Here is an 18,379-nt window from a genome sequence, read left to right as displayed (position 1 = left end):
CCCCATGGATCTGGAGACCTTCCGCAAGCTCGCGACCGACCGCCGGGTGATCCCTGTCAGCCGCAGACTCCTCGCGGACGGGGACACGCCGGTCGGGCTCTACCGCAAGCTCGCCGCCGAGCGCCCCGGGACGTTCCTCCTGGAGTCCGCCGAGAACGGCCGCTCGTGGTGCCGGTACTCCTTCGTCGGTGTACGCAGCGCCGCCACCCTGACCGTCCGCGACGGTGAGGCGCACTGGCTCGGCGACCCGCCCGTCGGCGTCCCCACCTCCGGCGACCCGCTGGCCGCGCTGCGCGCCACCGTCGAGGCCCTGCACACCCCGCGCGACCTGGCCGGGGCGGAGGGCCTGCCGCCGTTCACCGGCGGCATGGTCGGCTACCTCGGCTACGACATCGTGCGCCGCCTGGAGAAGATCGGCCCGGGGGAGCGGGACGACCTGGGGCTGCCCGAGCTGACGATGCTCCTGACCAGCGACCTCGCCGTCCTCGACCACTGGGACGGCTCGGTCCTGCTCATCGCCAACGCCATCAACCACAACGACCTGGACACCGGCGTCGACGAGGCCCACGCCGACGCCGTCGCCCGCCTCGACGCCATGGAGGCCGACCTCTCCCGGCCGCTCTCCCAGCCCCCGGCGGCCCTCCCGCCCTCCGAACTGCCCCCGTACACCGCGCTGTGGGGCGGCGAGCAGTACCAGGAAGCCGTCGAGGACATCAAGGAGCGCATCCGCGCGGGCGAGGCCTTCCAGGTCGTGCCGTCGCAGCGCTTCGAGACCCCGTGCGGGGCGAGCGCGTTGGACGTCTACCGCGTGCTGCGGGCCACCAACCCCTCGCCGTACATGTACCTGTTCCGCTTCGACGGCTTCGACGTCGTCGGGTCCTCGCCGGAGGCGCTGGTCAAGGTCGAGGACGGGCGCGCCATGGTGCACCCCATCGCCGGGACCCGGCCGCGCGGCGCGACCCCGCAGGAGGACCAGGCGCTCGCCGAGGAACTCCTCGCCGACCCCAAGGAGCGCGCCGAGCACCTGATGCTCGTCGACCTGGGCCGCAACGACCTGGGCCGGGTCTGCGAGCCGGGCTCCGTCGAGGTCGTGGACTTCATGTCCATCGAGAAGTACTCCCACGTCATGCACATCGTCTCGACGGTCACCGGCCGCGTCGCCGAGGGCCGCACCGCCTACGACGTGCTCACCGCCTGCTTCCCCGCGGGCACCCTCTCCGGCGCCCCCAAGCCCCGCGCCATGCAGATCATCGACGAGCTCGAGCCGTCCCGGCGCGGCCTGTACGGCGGCTGCGTCGGCTATCTGGACTTCGCGGGCGACTCCGACACCGCCATCGCCATCCGCACCGCGCTGCTGCGCGACGGCACGGCGTACGTGCAGGCCGGAGCGGGGGTCGTGGCCGACTCCGACCCCGTCGCCGAGGACACCGAGTGCCGCAACAAGGCCGCCGCCGTGCTGCGCGCCATCCACACCGCGAACCGGCTGCACGGCGCCGCGAGCCGTGAGGGATAGTGGACGGGTGACTTCTGCAGTGCCAACACCCCGTACCGACGGCGTGTCGTCCCGTTCCGACGGGGCGCCGCAGGTGGCCGCCGACCCCGCCCCCCGCGGCGGCCGGCGCAGCCTCGCCGCCGCCCTGCTGCTCGGCGCCGCCGGGGCCGCCCTCGCGCTGCTCGCGTCCCGGCAGTCCTGGGCGCACGGCACCGCGGCCGTGGCCGGCGGCGACTTCCCGCTGACGGCCAAGGGCAGCGACGTCACGGGCGTGCCCGCGGCCCTCGCGATAGTGGGCCTGGCCGCGCTCGTCGCCGTCTTCGCCGTGCGCCGCACGGGCCGCCTGCTGGTGTCCCTGCTGCTCGCGCTCAGCGGCGTCGGCATCGTCGTGGCCGCGCTGCTCGGCGCGAACGACAGCGACGCGCTCGACGAGAAGGCCGCCGAGACCTCCGGCGACGCCGCCTCCCAGATCGCCGGGCTCAGCCACACCGGCTGGCCCTACGCGGCCGTCGCCGCGGGCGCCCTGATCCTCGCCGCCGGACTGCTCGCCCTCTTCTGCGGCCGCAACTGGCCCGCGATGTCCGGGCGTTACGAACGCGACGGCTCGCCCCGCCCCCGCGCCCCCCGCCGCGCCCCCGACCCGGACCGGCCCGAGGAGCTGTGGAAGGCCATCGACCGCGGCGAGGACCCGACACGCGAGGCCTGAGCCCGTCCCACCCCCAGGACGCGCCCTGATGCCCGGACCCCGCGCTCAAGGCATACGCGCGGGTACGGGACAATGGCACCGAGCGTCCGACTCACGGTGGCGCGGGACCGGCGATCCGCCCGGACCGGCGCCCACCCCACACGCATAGCTACGAGGAGCAAGTCATGGCGGGCAGCAGCCACGGACACGGTCACACCCCGGCCGCCTGGACCGGCGTCATCATCGCCTTCATCGGTTTCTGTGTCGCGGGCGCCTTCATGGTGATGGACAACCCGCTCGGCTTCTGGGCGGGCATGGCCCTCACCCTCGTCGGCGGCATCGTGGGCGGCGCCATGCGCCTCGCGGGCCTCGGCCAGAAGCCGCAGCGGGCGCCGCGGGTGGCGAGCTCCGAGAGCTGACCGCGACAGCGGGCACACGTACGCCGAAGGGGGCCGGAGCACGTTCCGGCCCCCTTCGGCGTACCCGGCACCCGGCCGGACCACTTCACCCCTCCGTCGGCGTACCACCCGGGCGCACGGGCCCCGCGCGGGAGACAATGCCCGGGTGACCCCACAACCGCGGACCACCGCGCCCCCGGGCCCGGCCGGGGCCCTCCGGCGCCTGGCCGTGCCGCTCGGCCTGCTCGGCTCGGTCACCGCGGCCTTCGCGTACGTCGCCACGGTCGACCCGAACGAACCGGGCCACTACCCGCCCTGCCCGCTCCTGCACTACACGGGCCTCTTCTGCCCCGGCTGCGGCGGCCTGCGCAGCGCCCACGCCTTCGCGCACGGCGACCTGCCGACGGCCCTCGGCGCCAACGCGCTGGCCGTCGTGGGCTTCGGCCTGTTCGCGGTGGTGTGGGGCGTGTGGGCGCTGCGGACGGCGCGCGGCAGGCCGCTGCGGCTCGAACTGGGCCGCGCGCAGCTGTGGGGCGTCGGCATCGTCGTCGCCCTGTTCACCCTCGTACGGAACCTGCCGTTCGGAGGCGCGCTGCATCCCTAGGCCGACCCGGTGGGGCAGGCCCTAGCACTGCGCCGCACGCCTGACAAATGTCCAGGTCGTGGGACCCGCGTCAACCGGATGCGAGTCCTTCGCCCTCCTGCGGATACCATCGCAGTGACCATGGGAAAGCCCGTCGAGGGCGGACCGAGTGGGGCTGTACTGCTTGAACACCGCACTGAAACTGCTTGAACGTAGATTCAACCGTCCTGGAAGGGGGCCGCTCGCGTGAGTGTGCTCGACGAGATCATCGACGGAGTCCGCGCCGACCTCGCACAGCGGCAGGCGCGCGTCAGCCTCGACGAGCTCAAGGAGCGCGCGGCGAAGGCCCCCGCGGCCAAGGACGGGGTCGCCGCGCTGCGCGGCGACGGCGTCAAGGTCATCTGCGAGGTCAAGCGCTCCAGCCCGTCCAAGGGCGCGCTCGCCGCGATCGCCGACCCCGCGGGGCTCGCCGCCGACTACGAGGCCGGTGGTGCCGCCGCCATCTCCGTGCTCACCGAGGAGCGCCGCTTCGGCGGCTCGCTCGCCGACCTGGAGGCCGTGCGCGCCAAGGTCGACATCCCGGTGCTCCGCAAGGACTTCATCGTCACGTCGTACCAGCTGTGGGAGGCCAGGGCGTACGGCGCCGACCTCGCCCTGCTGATCGTCGCCGCCCTCGACCAGCCCGCCCTGGAGTCGCTGATCGAGCGCGCCGAGTCCATCGGCCTCACCCCGATCGTGGAGGTCCACGACGAGGACGAGGCCGAGCGGGCCGTCGACGCGGGGGCGCGGGTCATCGGCGTCAACGCGCGCGACCTGAAGACCCTCAAGGTCGACCGCGACACCTTCGAGCGGGTCGCGCCCGAGCTGCCCGACTCCGTCGTGAAGATCGCCGAGTCCGGGGTGCGCGGGCCGCACGACCTCATCGCCTACGCCAACGCGGGCGCTGACGCCGTGCTCGTCGGCGAGTCCCTCGTCACCGGCAGGGACCCGCGGGGCGCGGTGTCCGACCTCGTCGCCGCCGGGGCCCACCCGGCCCTCCGGCACGGCAGGAGCTGACCCGCCCCCATGCCCGCCGACCTCTTCGCCGCCGCCGACCGTCCGGGCCCGCGCCCGGACGGCGGTCGCGCGTGCGTGCGGTCGGCGGCGCCGGTGGGTCTTTCGGTCCCCCCGGGGCCCGCGGGCCTCTCGGGCGCCCGTGACCCGTACGCCCGCCTTGCCCGCGGCTGTCGGCCGCGGGGGTGCAGGGCGCCCGCGCGGCGCGTGCACGGGCGGCGGGTGCGGTACGTCATCGGGGACGAGCCCGGCCAGGTGAACGGCATGCGATGGCGCTCGCGCGACGACGCGCGCCTTTGCCTGCGGCACGGCTAGCGGCACGTTCGGCACCGCCGGGACGCGCCGTCGGGGCTGTTCGCCGCGGCGGCGGATTCTTCTTCCCCAAGCCCGCCCCTTCCCGAGACCGGGGGCTCTGCCCCCGGACCCCCGGGTGGGTGGTCCGTTCCCGCACCCGGGTCCCAGAGTGACGGGTGGGCGGGTGGGGCGATCCGCCGCGGAGCGGCGGGACAGCTTCCGCACCCGCACGTGCGGCCGAGTGGGAAACCCGCCGCGCAGCGGCGGGACGGCTGCCGCCCCCGCCGGCCAGAGGCGCTCGCATACGGTGACCGACAGTCCACCCACATCACGCGAGGTTCGACATGCCCAGCGAGTACTTCATCCCCGACCCGGAGGGTCGGATCCCGAGCGCCGAAGGGTACTTCGGCGCGTTCGGCGGCAAGTTCATCCCGGAGGCGCTGGTCGCCGCCGTCGACGAGGTGGCCGTCGAGTTCGACAAGGCGAAGGCGGACCCGGAGTTCGCCCGCGAACTGGACGACCTGCTCGTGAACTACACGGGCCGCCCGAGCGCCCTCACCGAGGTGCCGAGGTTCGCCGAACACGCCGGCGGCGCCCGCGTGTTCCTCAAGCGGGAGGACCTGAACCACACCGGCTCCCACAAGATCAACAACGTGCTCGGGCAGGCCCTGCTCACCAAGCGCATGGGCAAGACCCGCGTCATCGCCGAGACCGGCGCGGGCCAGCACGGCGTCGCGACGGCCACCGCCTGCGCGCTGTTCGGCCTCGAGTGCACCATCTACATGGGCGAGATCGACACCCAGCGCCAGGCACTCAACGTGGCCCGGATGCGCATGCTCGGCGCCGAGGTCATCGCGGTGAAGTCCGGCAGCCGTACGCTCAAGGACGCGATCAACGAGGCGTTCCGCGACTGGGTGGCCAACGTCGACCACACCCACTACCTGTTCGGCACCGTGGCGGGCCCGCACCCCTTCCCCGCCATGGTCCGCGACTTCCACCGCGTCATCGGCGTCGAGGCCAGGCGGCAGATCCTGGAGCGCGCCGGGCGCCTGCCCGACGCGGCCGTGGCCTGCGTCGGCGGCGGCTCCAACGCGATCGGCCTGTTCCACGCGTTCATTCCGGACGCCGACGTACGCCTCATCGGCTGCGAGCCCGCGGGGCACGGCGTGGAGACCGGCGAGCACGCGGCCACCCTGACGGCGGGCGAGCCGGGGATCCTGCACGGCTCGCGCAGCTACGTCCTCCAGGACGAGGAGGGCCAGATCACCGAGCCGTACTCGATCTCGGCCGGACTCGACTACCCGGGCATCGGCCCCGAGCACGCCTTCCTCAAGGACAGCGGCCGCGGCGAGTACCGCGCGGTCACCGACGCCGCCGCGATGGAGGCCCTGCGCCTGCTCTCGCGCACCGAGGGCATCATCCCGGCGATCGAGAGCGCACACGCCCTCGCGGGTGCCCTGGAGATCGGCAAGGAACTGGGCAAGGACGGGCTGATCGTCGTCAACCTGTCGGGCCGCGGCGACAAGGACATGGACACCGCCGCCCGCTACTTCGACCTGTACGACACGGACGCCGCCGTCGCGGCGGACGCGGCCGGCGCACACGCCGAGATCGAGGGGGACGCCAAGTGAGCGGGAACATCCAGCTGTTGAACGACACCCTCGCCGCCGCCAAGGCCGAGGGCAGGTCGGCCCTCATCGCCTACCTCCCGGCGGGCTTCCCCACCGTGGACGGCGGCATCGAGGCCATCAAGGCGGCCTTCGACGGCGGCGCGGACGTCGTCGAGGTCGGCCTGCCGCACAGCGACCCCGTCCTGGACGGGCCGGTCATCCAGACCGCCGACGACATCGCCCTGCGCGGCGGCGTGAAGATCGCCGACGTGTTCCGCACGGTCCGCGAGGCGCACGCCGCCACGGGCAAGCCGGTGCTCGTCATGACGTACTGGAACCCCATCGACCGCTACGGCGTGGAGCGCTTCACCGCCGAGCTCGCGCAGGCGGGCGGCGCGGGCTGCATCCTGCCCGACCTGCCGGTCCAGGAGTCGGCGCTGTGGCGCGAGCACGCGGCCAAGCACGGCCTCGCCACCGTCTTCGTCGTCGCGCCGAGCAGCAAGGACGCCCGGCTCGCGACGATCACGGCGGCCGGTTCGGGCTTCGTGTACGCGGCCTCACTGATGGGCGTCACCGGCACCCGCGTGTCCGTGGGTGCGCAGGCAGCGGAACTGGTGGAGCGCACCCGCGCCACCACCGACCTGCCGGTCTGCGTCGGCCTCGGCGTCTCGAACGCCGCGCAGGCCGCCGAGGTCGCGGGTTTCGCCGACGGCGTCATCGTCGGCTCGGCGTTCGTCCAGCGGATGCTGGACGCCGACGACGAGGCGGCCGGTCTCGCCGCGGTCCGCGAACTCGCGGGTGAACTGGCGAAGGGCGTACGCGAACACGCGTAATCCTTAAGGGTGGACCTGGGACCGGGGAGGCCGCACGGGCCTCCCCGGTTCGTTTGCCCGGATGTGAGCGAGAAGAACCGAGAAGGTAAGCAATCGGCCCGTGAACGCCTCGCGGTGGAGCGGGAGCGGCAGAAGGCGCGCGACAAGCGGCGCCGCGCCCTCCTGGTCGGCGCGGCCGTCGTCGGCGTGCTCGGCCTGGCCGCGGTCGTCGGCGTGCTCGCGGCCAACGCGGGCGACGACAAGAAGGACAAGGACACCGCGGGTCCGGTCGTCGTGCCGAAGGGAGCGAGCGGCGAGGGCAGGCTGTCCATCCCGCTCGGCAAGGACAGCGCGAAGTCCACGCTCACGGTCTGGGAGGACTTCCGCTGCCCGGCCTGCAAGCAGTTCGAGGACATGTACCGCTCGACGATCAACGACCTCGCCGCCAAGGGCATGCTGAAGGTGAACTACCACCTCGCGACCCTCATCGACGGCAACATGGGCGGCAGCGGCTCCCTGCACGCCGCCAACGCCGCCGCCTGCGCCCAGGACGCGGGCAAGTTCGCTCCGTACCACGACGAGCTGTTCAAGAACCAGCCGCCGGAGCCCGACGACGCCTTCGCCGACAACGCCAAGCTGATCGACCTCGCGGGCAAGGTCGAAGGACTCGTCACCGCCCCGTTCAAGAAGTGCGTGAACGACGGCACCCACAACAGCTGGGTCGGCAAGTCCCACGAGGCCTTCCAGAAGGCCAAGCTCCGCGGCACGCCCACGGTCCTGCTCGACGGCAAGGACATCTTCAGCGACCAGCAGAACCCGCTGACCCCCCAGAAGCTCAAGGCCATGGTGGAGAAGGCGAACAAGTAGCCGCGGATCGGCCGACGGCGATCACGGCCCGGGGACGGGGGCGTCGGCCCCGCCCCGGGCCCGCCGGTGTCAGGGCCCCGTTATGGACCCGTTGCGGGGCTGGCTGCCGTCGCCGCCGCCCGGCACGGTAGCGTCGACCCTGCCATGGAATTTGCCTACATCCCCAGCCCCTCGCGCGGAGTGGTCGATCTCGGCCCGATTCCGCTGCGCGGCTACGCGTTCTGCATCATCATCGGCGTCTTCGTTGCCGTGTGGCTCGGCAACAAGCGGTGGATCGCCCGCGGTGGCCGGCCCGGCACCGTGGCCGACATCTCCGTCTGGGCGGTGCCCTTCGGACTCGTCGGCGGCCGCCTCTACCACGTGATCACGGACTACCAGCTGTACTTCAGCGACGGCCGTGACTGGGTGGACGCCTTCAAGATCTGGGAGGGCGGGCTCGGCATCTGGGGCGCCATCGCCTTCGGCGCCGTCGGCGCCTGGATCGGCTGTCGCCGCCGGGGCATCCCGCTGCCCGCGTGGGCCGACGCGCTGGCGCCCGGCATCGCCGTCGCCCAGGCCATCGGCCGCTGGGGAAACTGGTTCAACCAGGAGCTGTACGGCAAGAAGACCGACGTGCCGTGGGCGCTGAAGATCACGTCCGCGGAGGACGGCCGGGTCCCCGGCACCTACCACCCGACGTTCCTGTACGAGTCGCTGTGGTGCATCGGCGTCGCCGTCCTCGTCATCTGGGCCGACCGCCGCTTCAAGCTCGGCCACGGCCGCGCCTTCGCGCTGTACGTCGCCTCGTACTGCGTCGGCCGCTTCTGGATCGAGTACATGCGTGTCGACGACGCGCACGAGGTCCTCGGCCTGCGCCTGAACAACTGGACGGCGCTGCTCGTCTTCGTCCTGGCCGTCGTCTACTTCGTGGTGTCGGCGCGGACGCGGCCCGGCCGCGAGGAGGTCGTCGAGCCCGGCGCCGCCGAGGAGAAGCAGCTCGCGGGCTCCGGCGCCGCCGACACCGGTGCCGACGTCGGCGACAAGGAGCCCGCCGACGCCACGACCGGCGGCGCCGCCAAGTCCCCGTCCCTGACCAAGGCCCCGTCCGAGCCGAAGTCCACGGACGCGGCCGCCGACAAGGGCTGACCGGCTCCGCTACGGCCCGCTCCCGGCCAGGGCCAGCGTCCTGCGGGCCTGCTCCACCACCGCCCGGTCCACGAAGCGGCCGTCAGGGAGGGCCAGCGCGCCCTCCTCGGACGCCGCCGCCTTGAGGACCGACTCGGCCTGCTCGACCTCCCGTGCGGTGGGCAGATAGGCGCGCTCGATCACCGGGAGCTGGCGCGGGTGGATCGCCGCGCGGCCCAGGAAGCCCAGGGTGCGCCCGTGCGCGCAGGACGCCGCGAGGCCGTCCGTGTCGCGGATGTCGGGGTGGACGGACTGCGGCGGCGCCGGGAGCGACGCCGCCCGCGCGGCCACGATCACCCGTGAGCGCGCCCAGTCGAGCCCCGCGTCCTCGCGTACGCCCAGGTCGGCGCGGAGGTCGGCCTCCCCGATGGACACCCCGCGCAGGGCCGGGTGGGCGGTGGCGATGGCGTGGGCCCGCTCGATGCCGAGGGCGGACTCCAGGAGGGCGTGCAGGGCGGGCGCACCGCCGTCGTGCGGCGCCGCCCGCTCCGCCGCGCGGATCACGTCGGCCGGTGAGGTGACCTTGGGCAGCCGCAGTCCGGCGAGTCCGGGAAGCGGGGCGATGGCGCGCAGGTCCGCGTCGGACAGCGGGGTGCCGAGCGCGTTCACGCGGACCTGCACGGCAGGGCGGGCGGTGCCGGGTGACGGCGGGGGCGGCGGCTCGGCGAGGAGTTCCGCGGTGGCCGCGCGGGCGTACTCCTTGCGGGCCGGGGCCACCGCGTCCTCCAGGTCGACCACCACCACGTCCGCGCCCGCCACGAGCGCCTTCGCCACCACGTCGGGCCGGTCCCCGGGAACGTACAGCCAGGTCAGCGGGATCGGTCTCACAGCGCGCCCGCCTCGCGCAGCGCGGTGATCTCGGGGTCGGTGAGGCCGAGACCGGTGAGGATCGCCTCCGTGTCCGCGCCGTGCGGGCGGCCCGCCCAGCGGATCGCGCCGGGGGTGTCGCTGAGGCGGAACAGCACGTTCTGCATGCGCAGGTCGCCCAGCTCCGGGTCCGGGACGGTGGTGATGGTGCCGAGGGCCGCGTACTGGGGGTCGGTCATGACGTCGCGTACGTCCTGGACGGGGGCCACCGCCGCCTCCGCCTTCTCGAACGCCTCGATCACCTCGGTGCGGGTGCGGTCGGCGATCCACGCGCCGACGGCCTCGTCCAGCACGTCGGCGTGGGCGGCGCGCTCCGTGCCGGAGCCGAACCACGGCTCGGCGGCCAGGTCGGGGCGGCCCACGAGGCACAGCACGCGCTCGGCGACGGACTGGGCGGAGGTGGAGACGGCGACCCACTTGCCGTCCGCCGTGCGGTAGGTGTTGCGGGGCGCGTTGTTCGCGGAGCGGTTGCCGGTGCGCGGCTGCACGTGGCCGAGCTGGTCGTACCAGAGGGGCCCCGGGCCGAGGACCGTGAGGATCGGCTCGATGATCGCCATGTCGACGACCTGGCCGCGGCCCGTGCGCTCGCGCGCCGCCAGGGCGGTCATGACCGCGTACGCCGTCGTCAGGCCCGCGATGGAGTCCGCGAGGCCGAACGGCGGCAGCGTCGGCGGCCCGTCCGGCTCCCCGGTGGCCGCGGCGAACCCGCTCATCGCCTCCGCGAGGGTGCCGAACCCGGGGCGGCGCGCGTACGGCCCGAACTGGCCGAAGCCGGTGACGCGGGCCAGGACGAGGCGCGGGTTCGCGGCGCTCAGCTCCGCCCAGCCGAGGTCCCACTTCTCCAGGGTGCCCGGGCGGAAGTTCTCCACGATCACGTCCGCGTCGGCGGCGAGGCGGAGCAGCGTGGCGCGGCCGCCCGGGGTGGAGAGGTCGAGGGTCATCGTGCGCTTGTTGCGGCCGAGCAGCTTCCACCACAGGCCGACGCCGTCCTTGGCCGGGCCGTGCCCCCGTGACGGGTCGGGGCGGGTGGGGTGCTCGACCTTGACGACGTCCGCGCCGAAGTCGCCGAGGAGGGTGGCGGCGAGGGGACCGGCGAAGAGGGTGGCCAGGTCGAGGACGCGCAGGCCTGTCAGGGGCGGCGGTGGGGGCGGGGGCGCTGACGGAGGCGTGTCGTTGCTCGCGGGGGTCATGCGCTCGCTCCCGCTTCGGCGTCGATCTCCGCCCGGTACGGCATGGAGGTCGCCGCACCCGTTCGCTGCACGGAGAGCGCGGACGCCGTCGATGCCCAACTCAGGGCATCCGGAGGGGAGTTGCCCTCGCAGAGCGCCACCGCGAGCGCGCCCGCGAAGGTGTCGCCCGCGCCCGTCGTGTCCACCGCCGTGACCCGCCGCGCGGGCACCGTGACGGGCTCGGCGCCCCGGGCCGCGTACAGGCTGCCCGCCGCGCCCAGTGTCACGACGACCTCCGGGACCTGGGAGAGGAGCGCTCGGGCCGCGGCGGCCGGGTCGGTGATGCCGGTGAGGGCGGCGGCCTCGTGCTCGTTGGGGAGCAACAGGTCGGTGGCGGCGAGGAGTTCGGGCGGCAGGGGCTGTGCGGGCGCCGGGGTGAGGATGGTGCGCACGCCGTGTTCGCGGGCGGTCCGGGCGGCGGCGAGCACGCCCTCCAGCGGGACCTCGAGCTGGAGCAGGAGCGCGGCGGCGGAGGCGATCTCGGCCTTGTCGCCCGCGGACAGCGCGGTGAGCGTGGCGTTCGCGCCGGGGATGACGACGATCGCGTTGCCGCCGTCGTCGTCGACGACGATGTGGGCCGTGCCGCTCGGGCCCTCGACCGTGCGCAGCAGGTCGGTGTCCACGCCCGAGTGGTCGAGGGCGGACCGCAGTCGGGTGCCGAAGCCGTCGTTGCCGACCGCGCCGATCATCGCGACGGTGGCGCCCGCGCGGGCCGCGGCGACGGCCTGGTTGGCGCCCTTGCCGCCGGGGAGGGTGCGGAACTCGCGGCCGGTGACGGTCTCCCCGCGCTGCGGGGCCTTGGCCACGTACGCGACGAGGTCCATGTTGGTGCTGCCGAGTACGGCGATGTGGGGCCGGGTCATGGGCGGGGTGCCTCCTGGGGGGTGGGGTCGGGGGTCAGGTGCGCGGTGAGCCGCGCGAGGGTGTCGAAGCCGGTGCCGTGGAAGCCGCCGACCGAGGTCGCGAGCCGGTTCTTGAGAGGGGCCGTCCAGCGGTCCGGGAGCGCGTCCGGGCGACCGGACAGCAGGCCCGCGACCGAGCCCGCCGTCGCCCCGTTGGAGTCCGTGTCCCAGCCGCCCGACACCACGCGCGTGATCGAGGCCGTGAAGTCGCCGTCGGCGTGCGTGAGGGCGGCCGCGAGCAGCGCCGCGTTCGGGACGACGTGCACCCAGTGGTACCCGCCGTACTCCGCGTGCAGCCGGTCCACCACGGCGTCGAAGTCCCGGTGCTCCCCGGCCAGCCGGACGCCGCGGCGCACCGCGGCGGCGAGGCGCGAGTCCGGCGGGACCACGTCGAGGCCCGCCGCCAGGCTGGCGTGCACGTCGGCCGTCCCCGACGCCGCCGTCGCGATCGTCGCCGCCGCGAACATCGCCCCGTACACGCCGTTGCCCGTGTGCGTCAGACACGCGTCCCGGTACGCCTGCTCCGCCGCCGACGCCGGGTCGCCCGGGTTCGTCCAGCCGTGCACGTCCGCGCGGATCAGGGCGCCGATCCACTCGCGGAACGGGTTGTGGTGGCGGGCCGCGCGGGGTGGCGGCACGCCGTTCAGGAGGTTGCGGTACGCCACGCGTTCCGCCGTGAACGTCCTCGCGGCCGGGAGCTCCTCCAGCCAGAGCGTGGCCACGTCGTGCGTCGTGAACGTCTTGCCGTGGCGCTGGAGGAGGAGCAGGTTCAGGAGGGGGTAGTTGAGGTCGTCGTCCTCCGGCATGCCGTCGATGTTCTCGGCCAGGGAGGTGGGGGCCGAGCGTCTGTTCCAGGGGTACGTGGTGGTGAGTTCGGGTGGGACTCCCTGTGCGGTGAACCAGGTGCCCAAGGGCCAGTTGCCGGTGGCTTTCGCCAGGGCGCGGATGCCTTCCAGGGGGAGCTTTTCTACCGGCTTGCCGAGGAGGCAGCCTGCGGCTCGGCCCAGCCAGGCCGCGTGGAGGCGGGGCAGGTGGGTGGGCCCTGCCGGGGGCTCCCCGGTCCCGCCCCTTCCCGTAACCGGGGGCTGCGCCCCCTGGACCCCGCCATCGCCGCTCCGCGGCTCGTCCTCAAGCGCCGGACGGGCTGGAATGGGGTGGGTGTCCCGTGCGGGTGGGACGGGCTTGCGCCGGATCGGCGCTTCGCGCCTCGTCCTCAAGCGCCGGACGGGCTGGAGAGTGGTCGGTTCGGTCTCGTCTTCCCCGTGCCCGTCCCCGTCCCCTTCCCCTTCCTGTTCCGTCGTGAGTTCGGTCAAAAGAGTCTCCGCCAGGGCGCGTAGCTCCGGCGAGGCCTGGTTCGGGGACGCGCCCGACTGGGGTGGGGTGGCGCGGCCGCCCGCCGCCAGCCAGCGGGCGGTCGCCTCCGTGACGTCTCTGCCCTCCTCCCGCGCCTGGCGGAACTCGTGCGGGAGGAGGTCCTCGGGCTGCAGCCAGGTCAGGCGCATCATCCGGCGGTGTCCGTCAGGGTCGTGAACGCCGACTCGTGGGCCCGGCGGCGGGCGCGGTCCTTGGCAAAGATCTCCCGGGTGACTTCCGTGAGGGTGGCGGCGGGGGTGTGGAGGTCGAGGCGGCTTGCCTCGGCGACCGTCGTCGACCAGTCGTCGGGGACCGCGGACGCGCCGCGCAGGGCACCCGCGAGGGCGCCGCTCATCGTGGCGGTCGAGTCGCAGTCGCGGCCGTAGTTCACCGAGCCGAGGACGGCCCCGCGGTAGTCGCCGTCGGCGATCAGGAACATGGCGAGGGCGACGGGCAACTCCTCGATGGAGTGCAGGCGGGAGGGGCGGCGGGCGCCCAGGGACGGGGCGCGGTACTCCGGGCCGACCGTGTCGAAGGGGGCGATCGCCGTCCGGAGCGGGGCCAGGGCGGGCTCGAACTCGTCGTACCCGGACGCCACTTCGGCCACCGCCTCGATCGCCGCGCGCGTGCCGTCCTTCGCCAGGGCGAGGCAGGTGTCGACGACGGACGCGGGCGTCGCGCCGGGAACGCAGGCCGCCGCCACGGCCGCCGCGAACACCCCGGCCGCCTCCCTGCCGTACGACGACTGGTGCGCGCCCGCGACGTCCAGGGCCTCGGCGTACGCGCCCGCCGGGTTCGCCGCGTTGACCAGGCCGACCGGCGCCATGTACATCGCGGCACCGCAGTTGACGATGTTGCCCGCGCCCGCCTCGCGCGGATCCACGTGGCCGTAGTGGAGGCGGGCCACGAGCCACTTCTCGGCGAGGAAGAGGCGGTGCAGGGGGAGGGCGTCGGCTTCGAGTTCGGGGATCCAGCGCGGGGTGGTGATCAGGTCGGGGACCAGGTGGTCGGCGATCGCGTACGCGTCGAGGTGGTCGCGGACCGTGGCGTACACGCGGACCAGCGCGTGGGTCATCAAGGTGTCGTCGGTGATGTGGCCGTCGCCCTTGTGGTACGGGGCGATGGGGCGGGCCGTGCGCCAGTCGTCCCCGTTCCAGGGGCCGACGATCCCCTGGACGCGGCCGCCGTGGCGCTCCGCGATCCGGTCGGGGGAGTAGCCCTCGACGGGGCCGCCGAGCGCGTCACCGACCGCCGCGCCGACCAGGGCTCCTGTCACGCGGTCGGCGAGGGTCAGCGTCGGGCGGCTCGACCGGGAGCTTCCCGATGTCGGATCCAGTGGTGGCATGTCCCGAGTCCTCCTGTGGGGTGGGTGGTTCGGTGTGTGCCCGCGCCAACTGCCCGGCCAGCTCCACCAGATCGGTGCCCGCGAGGCGGGGCAGGGCGCAGCCGGAGAGGGTGCGGCAGGTCTCCCGCCACGTGTACGGGATGGCGGTCGCCGTGGCCAGGGCGCCGGTCAGCGCACCGGCGAGCGCGGGCGCGGAGTCGGCCACGCGGGACAGGCAGGCGGCCGCCGGTACCGCCTCGCGGATCCGGCCCCCGGAGGCGACGGCGAGCGCCAGGGCCACCGGGACGGTCTCGGCGGCGGCGATGCCGTAGCTGTAGACGTGGTCGACGATCTGGTGCTCCAGGAGCGGGACCAGGGCGAAGGTGGCGTCGCCGGAGTGCGGGTCCTGTGCGCGGGCCAGGTCCAGGGCGTGCCGGGCGTTGCGGCCGATCTCCGTGTGCGCGGGCAGCTGGGCGAGGGCGGCGGCCACGGCCTCCTCGGAGGTCACGCCCACGAGTGCGGTCGCGATCGCCGCGGCCATCGCGCGGGCGCCGTGCACGCCGTCGCCGTCCTGGGTGTAGCGGGCGTCGAACTCGGCCAGGTCGGCGGCCCGTTCGGGCTCGCCCGGGTGGACCAGGGCGAGGACGCAGGCGCGTACGCAGGCGGCGTCGTCGAAGAAGTGCGGGTTGTCGTGGCCGGTGGCGGGCGGGCGCAGGCCGGCGGCCAGGTTGCCGAGGCCCGCGCGTACGGAGATGCGGGCGCGCAGGGGCAGGACGGCGGACTCCACCTCCGGGGCGCGGTCCGCCGCCGCGGCCACCTCGCTGGCCAGGGTGTTCCAGGCCAGGGCGAGGGTGGCCCGGGTGCGGCGGTCCCTGGTGAGGGTCTGGTCCAGGGTGCCGTCCGTCGCCTTCAGTACCGCTTCGGCGGTGAAGGCCGCCCATTCGGCGTCGTCGGAGGGGCCGAGGCGGAGGGGTTCGGGGGGCTGGTTCAGGGCGATGGGGACGGGGAGGGTGGTGGTCGCGTTGTGTTCGGCGAAGGTGTCGAGTTCGCGGGTGAGGCGGCGGGTCCAGGTGGGCATCCGCGCCGCGCGGTGGCGGGCGGCGGGCCAGCCCGCGGCGTCGCCCGCGGCCAGGCCGAGGAGGAGGCCTTCGGTACGAGTCCTCGCCGTCGTGCCCCGTACCGGGGCTGAGGCAGGGCGAGTGCATGGTGGCCCGGCGCTGCGGGCGTCCGCTGTGCCCACCCGTTCCGCCCTCTGGGCGGACCAGCTGCCCACAGCGGGAGCGGCGGACCAGCTGCCCACAGCGGGAGCGAACCAGTTGCCCGCAGACGTGTGGCTCATCAGGGCTCCTCGTCCGGCGTGAGCAACTCCGCGATGTCCAGGACGTGATGGCCCCGCATCGAGGGCAGGCACGTGCCGAGGGCCGGGCCGATGGGGGTGGACCACTCCGCGGGGATCGCGGTCGCGCCGCAGGTCGCGCCCGCGAGGGCGCCCGCGACCGCCGCCGTGGTGTCGGCGTCGCGGCCCATGTTCACCGCCGTGAGGACGGCCGTCGTGAAGTCGCCCCCGGCGGCCGCGTACGCGCCGAAGGCGAGGCCGACCGCCTCGGGGGCGAGGTCCGTCCACGGGTAGCCGCCGATGACGACCGCCGAGCGGACCGCGCGTTCGCCGCGGTGGGCGACGGCCACGGCGCGGCGCAGCGAGCGGGCGGTCCAGCTGTCCGCCGGGATGACCGAAAGGGCCGCCGCGACCACCGACTCCACCGGCGCGCCCGCCATCGCCGCCGCCACGCCCGCCGCCACCGCCCGGCCGCCGTGGATGCCCTCGCCCTCGTGGCTGACCGTGCCGTCGACGGCGACGAGGCGGGCCGCCTCGGCGGGGGCGCCCGCGGCGAAGACGCCGAAGGGCGCGGCGCGCATCGCCAGGCCGTCGCTCCAGGCGTGCCGGTGCTGGGCGGAGATGGGCGCGGCGAGGCCCCGGCGCAGGTTCTCCAGGGTGCCGCGTTCGCTGAACCCCGCGCCGCGGAACGGGCCTTCGTCCAGGTCGGCGATCCACTGGTGCCAGGCCGCCTCGACGTGCGCGACGGTGAGCGCGGAGCCGTGCCGGGCGAGAAGGAGGCCGGAGAAGATGGCGTACTCGGTGTCGTCGGTGCCCGCCGGATGCTCGACGACGTACCCCGTGATGCGGCCCCAGCGGCGGCGGATCTCGGAGGGCTTCATGTTCTCCGCGGGCGCGCCGAGCGCGTCGCCGACGGCGAGGCCGAGCATCGCCCCGCGGGCCCGCTCACGGAGTCCGCCGGCGTCACCGGGCGCCGGGACCGAGGGAACACATGCGACGGATGCCAATGCCGTGCCTCCCTGTCACGCCGACTGCCGGGTTGCAGTGCGTTGGACCATCCCTGCCACGCGACGGCACTCATGTGAGCATCCGTGCGCTCAGCGTCACCCCTTCGGCTCGGCGGGGGCCCGTGCGGTGGCCCGCGCGAAGGGGCGTCGAGGCGCGTTTTCGCAGGTAAGTACGGCCTTCCTTGCTGGCGGGCAAGATTTTTCGCGCGTACTTTCGAGGGTGTCCGAGGGGGAGGGACCGGGGCCGGAGCGCTCTGTACCGGGGTGACGTGTGCCCCCGTCCGTGTGCGTGTACCCCCGTCCGAGTGGGAGAGGAACAGCTGACTGTCATGGCGATCATCGAGACCGAGGCCCCGCTGCACGAGGCGCACCGGGACAACCACACCCACCGTGACGTCAACGGCGGCTGGCTGCGCCCCGCCGTCTTCGGCGCCATGGACGGCCTCGTGTCCAACCTCGCCCTGATGACCGGTGTCGCGGGCGGGGCCGTGTCGCGCGAGACCATCGTCATCACCGGCCTCGCGGGGCTCGCGGCCGGCGCGTTCTCGATGGCCGCGGGCGAGTACACCTCCGTCGCCTCGCAGCGCGAGCTGGTCCAGGCCGAACTGGACGTGGAGCGCCGGGAGTTGCGCAAGCACCCCAAGGACGAGGAGCGGGAGCTGGCCGCGCTGTACGTGTCGCGCGGCGTCGAGCCCGAGCTGGCCGGTGAGGTCGCCCGGCAGCTGTCCAAGGACCCCGAGCAGGCCCTGGAGATCCACGCCCGCGAGGAGCTGGGCATCGACCCGGGCGACCTGCCTTCGCCGCTGGTCGCCGCCGTGTCCTCGTTCGGCTCCTTCGCGCTGGGAGCCCTGCTGCCCGTACTGCCGTATCTGCTCGGTGCCAGTGCCCTGTGGCCCGCGCTGCTGCTCGCGCTGATCGGGCTCTTCGCGTGCGGTGCGGTCGTGGCCCGGGTGACGGCGCGGTCCTGGTGGTTCAGCGGACTGCGGCAGCTCGCTCTCGGTGGGGCCGCGGCGGGTGTGACGTACGCCCTGGGCAGTCTGTTCGGGACGGCCGTAGGATAGGCGGCCGTGCAGGTGTATGCAGGATTCTGCATAAGTAGTCGTTACCGTGCGGTTTCGATTCCTTGACCGCTGGGCATGAGCCGTAAGCGCTGCGGGCAATGAGGCCCCTGGCGCTCCGGGCCCGCGGTCACCGATCTGTCCGCTTCCGGTCCCTTCTCCGCCGCTCTCGACCCCCCAGAGCGCGTCCACATGTTGGAATGAAGTATCCGCTTTTCGAGAAGCGGGCCATCATGTAACCTGCACGAAATTTAGCCAGGGCCAACGTCGTCCCTATCGCCGCTCGCGCCCCCGGAGCCCCAGTCGCCCGGGAGGTCGCCCCCATCACGACGACGGGAGTGCCGA

Annotated in this window: 18 protein-coding genes; 11 read left to right on the top strand and 7 right to left on the bottom strand. The window is 74.2% G+C overall.

Translation table 11 applies throughout. The features are described from left to right. Nucleotides 1-4: 4 nt before the first annotated feature. From ACZ6AA_RS31460 to lgt, 10 genes are all read left to right on the top strand, one after another. Nucleotides 5-1,513: an anthranilate synthase component I gene (locus ACZ6AA_RS31460; RefSeq protein ID WP_471461649.1), complete on the top strand. Its 1,509-nt coding sequence runs from the start codon at nucleotides 5-7 to the stop codon at nucleotides 1,511-1,513. A gap of 43 nt (nucleotides 1,514-1,556) precedes the next feature. After that, nucleotides 1,557-2,198, top strand: a complete 642-nt coding sequence (locus ACZ6AA_RS31455) for a TIGR02234 family membrane protein (protein ID WP_471461646.1) — start codon at nucleotides 1,557-1,559, stop codon at nucleotides 2,196-2,198. A 164-nt stretch (nucleotides 2,199-2,362) separates the two neighbouring features. After that, nucleotides 2,363-2,596: an HGxxPAAW family protein gene (locus ACZ6AA_RS31450; RefSeq protein ID WP_289952043.1), complete on the top strand. Its 234-nt coding sequence runs from the start codon at nucleotides 2,363-2,365 to the stop codon at nucleotides 2,594-2,596. 145 nt (nucleotides 2,597-2,741) lie between these two features. Beyond that, entirely contained in the window at nucleotides 2,742-3,179 is a 438-nt protein-coding gene (locus tag ACZ6AA_RS31445) for a DUF2752 domain-containing protein (RefSeq protein ID WP_468448964.1), read from the top strand. A gap of 225 nt (nucleotides 3,180-3,404) precedes the next feature. Continuing rightward, on the top strand, nucleotides 3,405-4,214 hold the full coding sequence (gene trpC / locus ACZ6AA_RS31440; RefSeq protein WP_405654112.1) for an indole-3-glycerol phosphate synthase TrpC: 810 nt from the start codon (nucleotides 3,405-3,407) through the stop codon (nucleotides 4,212-4,214). Nucleotides 4,215-4,307: 93 nt separating this feature from the next. After that, the gene (gene trpM / locus ACZ6AA_RS31435; protein WP_468450110.1) at nucleotides 4,308-4,526 is read left to right on the top strand and encodes a tryptophan biosynthesis modulator TrpM; all 219 of its coding nucleotides are present in this window, start codon (nucleotides 4,308-4,310) and stop codon (nucleotides 4,524-4,526) included. A 323-nt stretch (nucleotides 4,527-4,849) separates the two neighbouring features. Next, nucleotides 4,850-6,136, top strand: coding sequence for a tryptophan synthase subunit beta (gene trpB / locus ACZ6AA_RS31430; protein WP_468481059.1), 1,287 nt, complete (start codon nucleotides 4,850-4,852; stop codon nucleotides 6,134-6,136). Continuing rightward, nucleotides 6,133-6,948, top strand: a complete 816-nt coding sequence (gene trpA / locus ACZ6AA_RS31425) for a tryptophan synthase subunit alpha (protein WP_468448960.1) — start codon at nucleotides 6,133-6,135, stop codon at nucleotides 6,946-6,948. The genes trpB and trpA overlap by 4 nt, the downstream gene beginning before the upstream one ends. A gap of 63 nt (nucleotides 6,949-7,011) precedes the next feature. Beyond that, entirely contained in the window at nucleotides 7,012-7,794 is a 783-nt protein-coding gene (locus tag ACZ6AA_RS31420; RefSeq protein ID WP_468448958.1) for a DsbA family protein, read from the top strand. A gap of 144 nt (nucleotides 7,795-7,938) precedes the next feature. Beyond that, nucleotides 7,939-8,919: a prolipoprotein diacylglyceryl transferase gene (gene lgt, locus ACZ6AA_RS31415; protein ID WP_468448956.1), complete on the top strand. Its 981-nt coding sequence runs from the start codon at nucleotides 7,939-7,941 to the stop codon at nucleotides 8,917-8,919. 9 nt (nucleotides 8,920-8,928) lie between these two features. Here the strand turns inward: lgt and ACZ6AA_RS31410 are convergent, their stop codons facing one another. Genes ACZ6AA_RS31410 through ACZ6AA_RS31380 form a run of 7 tightly spaced genes read right to left on the bottom strand, consistent with a single transcriptional unit; the run spans nucleotide 8,929 to nucleotide 16,976 of the window. Continuing rightward, nucleotides 8,929-9,786, bottom strand: a complete 858-nt coding sequence (locus ACZ6AA_RS31410) for an HpcH/HpaI aldolase/citrate lyase family protein (protein WP_468481062.1) — start codon at nucleotides 9,784-9,786, stop codon at nucleotides 8,929-8,931. Continuing rightward, the gene (locus ACZ6AA_RS31405) at nucleotides 9,783-11,015 is read right to left on the bottom strand and encodes a CaiB/BaiF CoA transferase family protein (RefSeq protein ID WP_468448952.1); all 1,233 of its coding nucleotides are present in this window, start codon (nucleotides 11,013-11,015) and stop codon (nucleotides 9,783-9,785) included. The genes ACZ6AA_RS31410 and ACZ6AA_RS31405 overlap by 4 nt, the downstream gene beginning before the upstream one ends. Beyond that, the gene (rbsK, locus tag ACZ6AA_RS31400; protein WP_468481064.1) at nucleotides 11,012-11,917 is read right to left on the bottom strand and encodes a ribokinase; all 906 of its coding nucleotides are present in this window, start codon (nucleotides 11,915-11,917) and stop codon (nucleotides 11,012-11,014) included. The genes ACZ6AA_RS31405 and rbsK overlap by 4 nt, the downstream gene beginning before the upstream one ends. Continuing rightward, complete coding sequence (locus tag ACZ6AA_RS31395; protein WP_471461626.1) at nucleotides 11,914-13,461, bottom strand: ADP-ribosylglycohydrolase family protein; 1,548 nt, start codon at nucleotides 13,459-13,461, stop codon at nucleotides 11,914-11,916. The genes rbsK and ACZ6AA_RS31395 overlap by 4 nt, the downstream gene beginning before the upstream one ends. Continuing rightward, nucleotides 13,458-14,654 (bottom strand): ADP-ribosylglycohydrolase family protein, encoded by a 1,197-nt coding sequence (locus ACZ6AA_RS31390; protein WP_468481065.1) that lies wholly within the window; start codon nucleotides 14,652-14,654, stop codon nucleotides 13,458-13,460. The genes ACZ6AA_RS31395 and ACZ6AA_RS31390 overlap by 4 nt, the downstream gene beginning before the upstream one ends. Continuing rightward, nucleotides 14,551-15,972: an ADP-ribosylglycohydrolase family protein gene (locus ACZ6AA_RS31385; protein WP_471461621.1), complete on the bottom strand. Its 1,422-nt coding sequence runs from the start codon at nucleotides 15,970-15,972 to the stop codon at nucleotides 14,551-14,553. The genes ACZ6AA_RS31390 and ACZ6AA_RS31385 overlap by 104 nt, the downstream gene beginning before the upstream one ends. Continuing rightward, nucleotides 15,972-16,976: an ADP-ribosylglycohydrolase family protein gene (locus ACZ6AA_RS31380; protein WP_468448942.1), complete on the bottom strand. Its 1,005-nt coding sequence runs from the start codon at nucleotides 16,974-16,976 to the stop codon at nucleotides 15,972-15,974. The genes ACZ6AA_RS31385 and ACZ6AA_RS31380 overlap by 1 nt, the downstream gene beginning before the upstream one ends. Nucleotides 16,977-17,305: 329 nt before the next feature. Here ACZ6AA_RS31380 and ACZ6AA_RS31375 point away from each other — a divergent pair, with 329 nt between their 5' ends. Further along, nucleotides 17,306-18,037: a VIT1/CCC1 transporter family protein gene (locus tag ACZ6AA_RS31375; RefSeq protein WP_468448940.1), complete on the top strand. Its 732-nt coding sequence runs from the start codon at nucleotides 17,306-17,308 to the stop codon at nucleotides 18,035-18,037. Nucleotides 18,038-18,379: the final 342 nt, after the last annotated feature.

The sequence above is a fragment of the Streptomyces sp. NPDC040610 genome, assembly GCF_055594065.1.
This window is presented reverse-complemented; position numbering and strand designations above follow the sequence as displayed.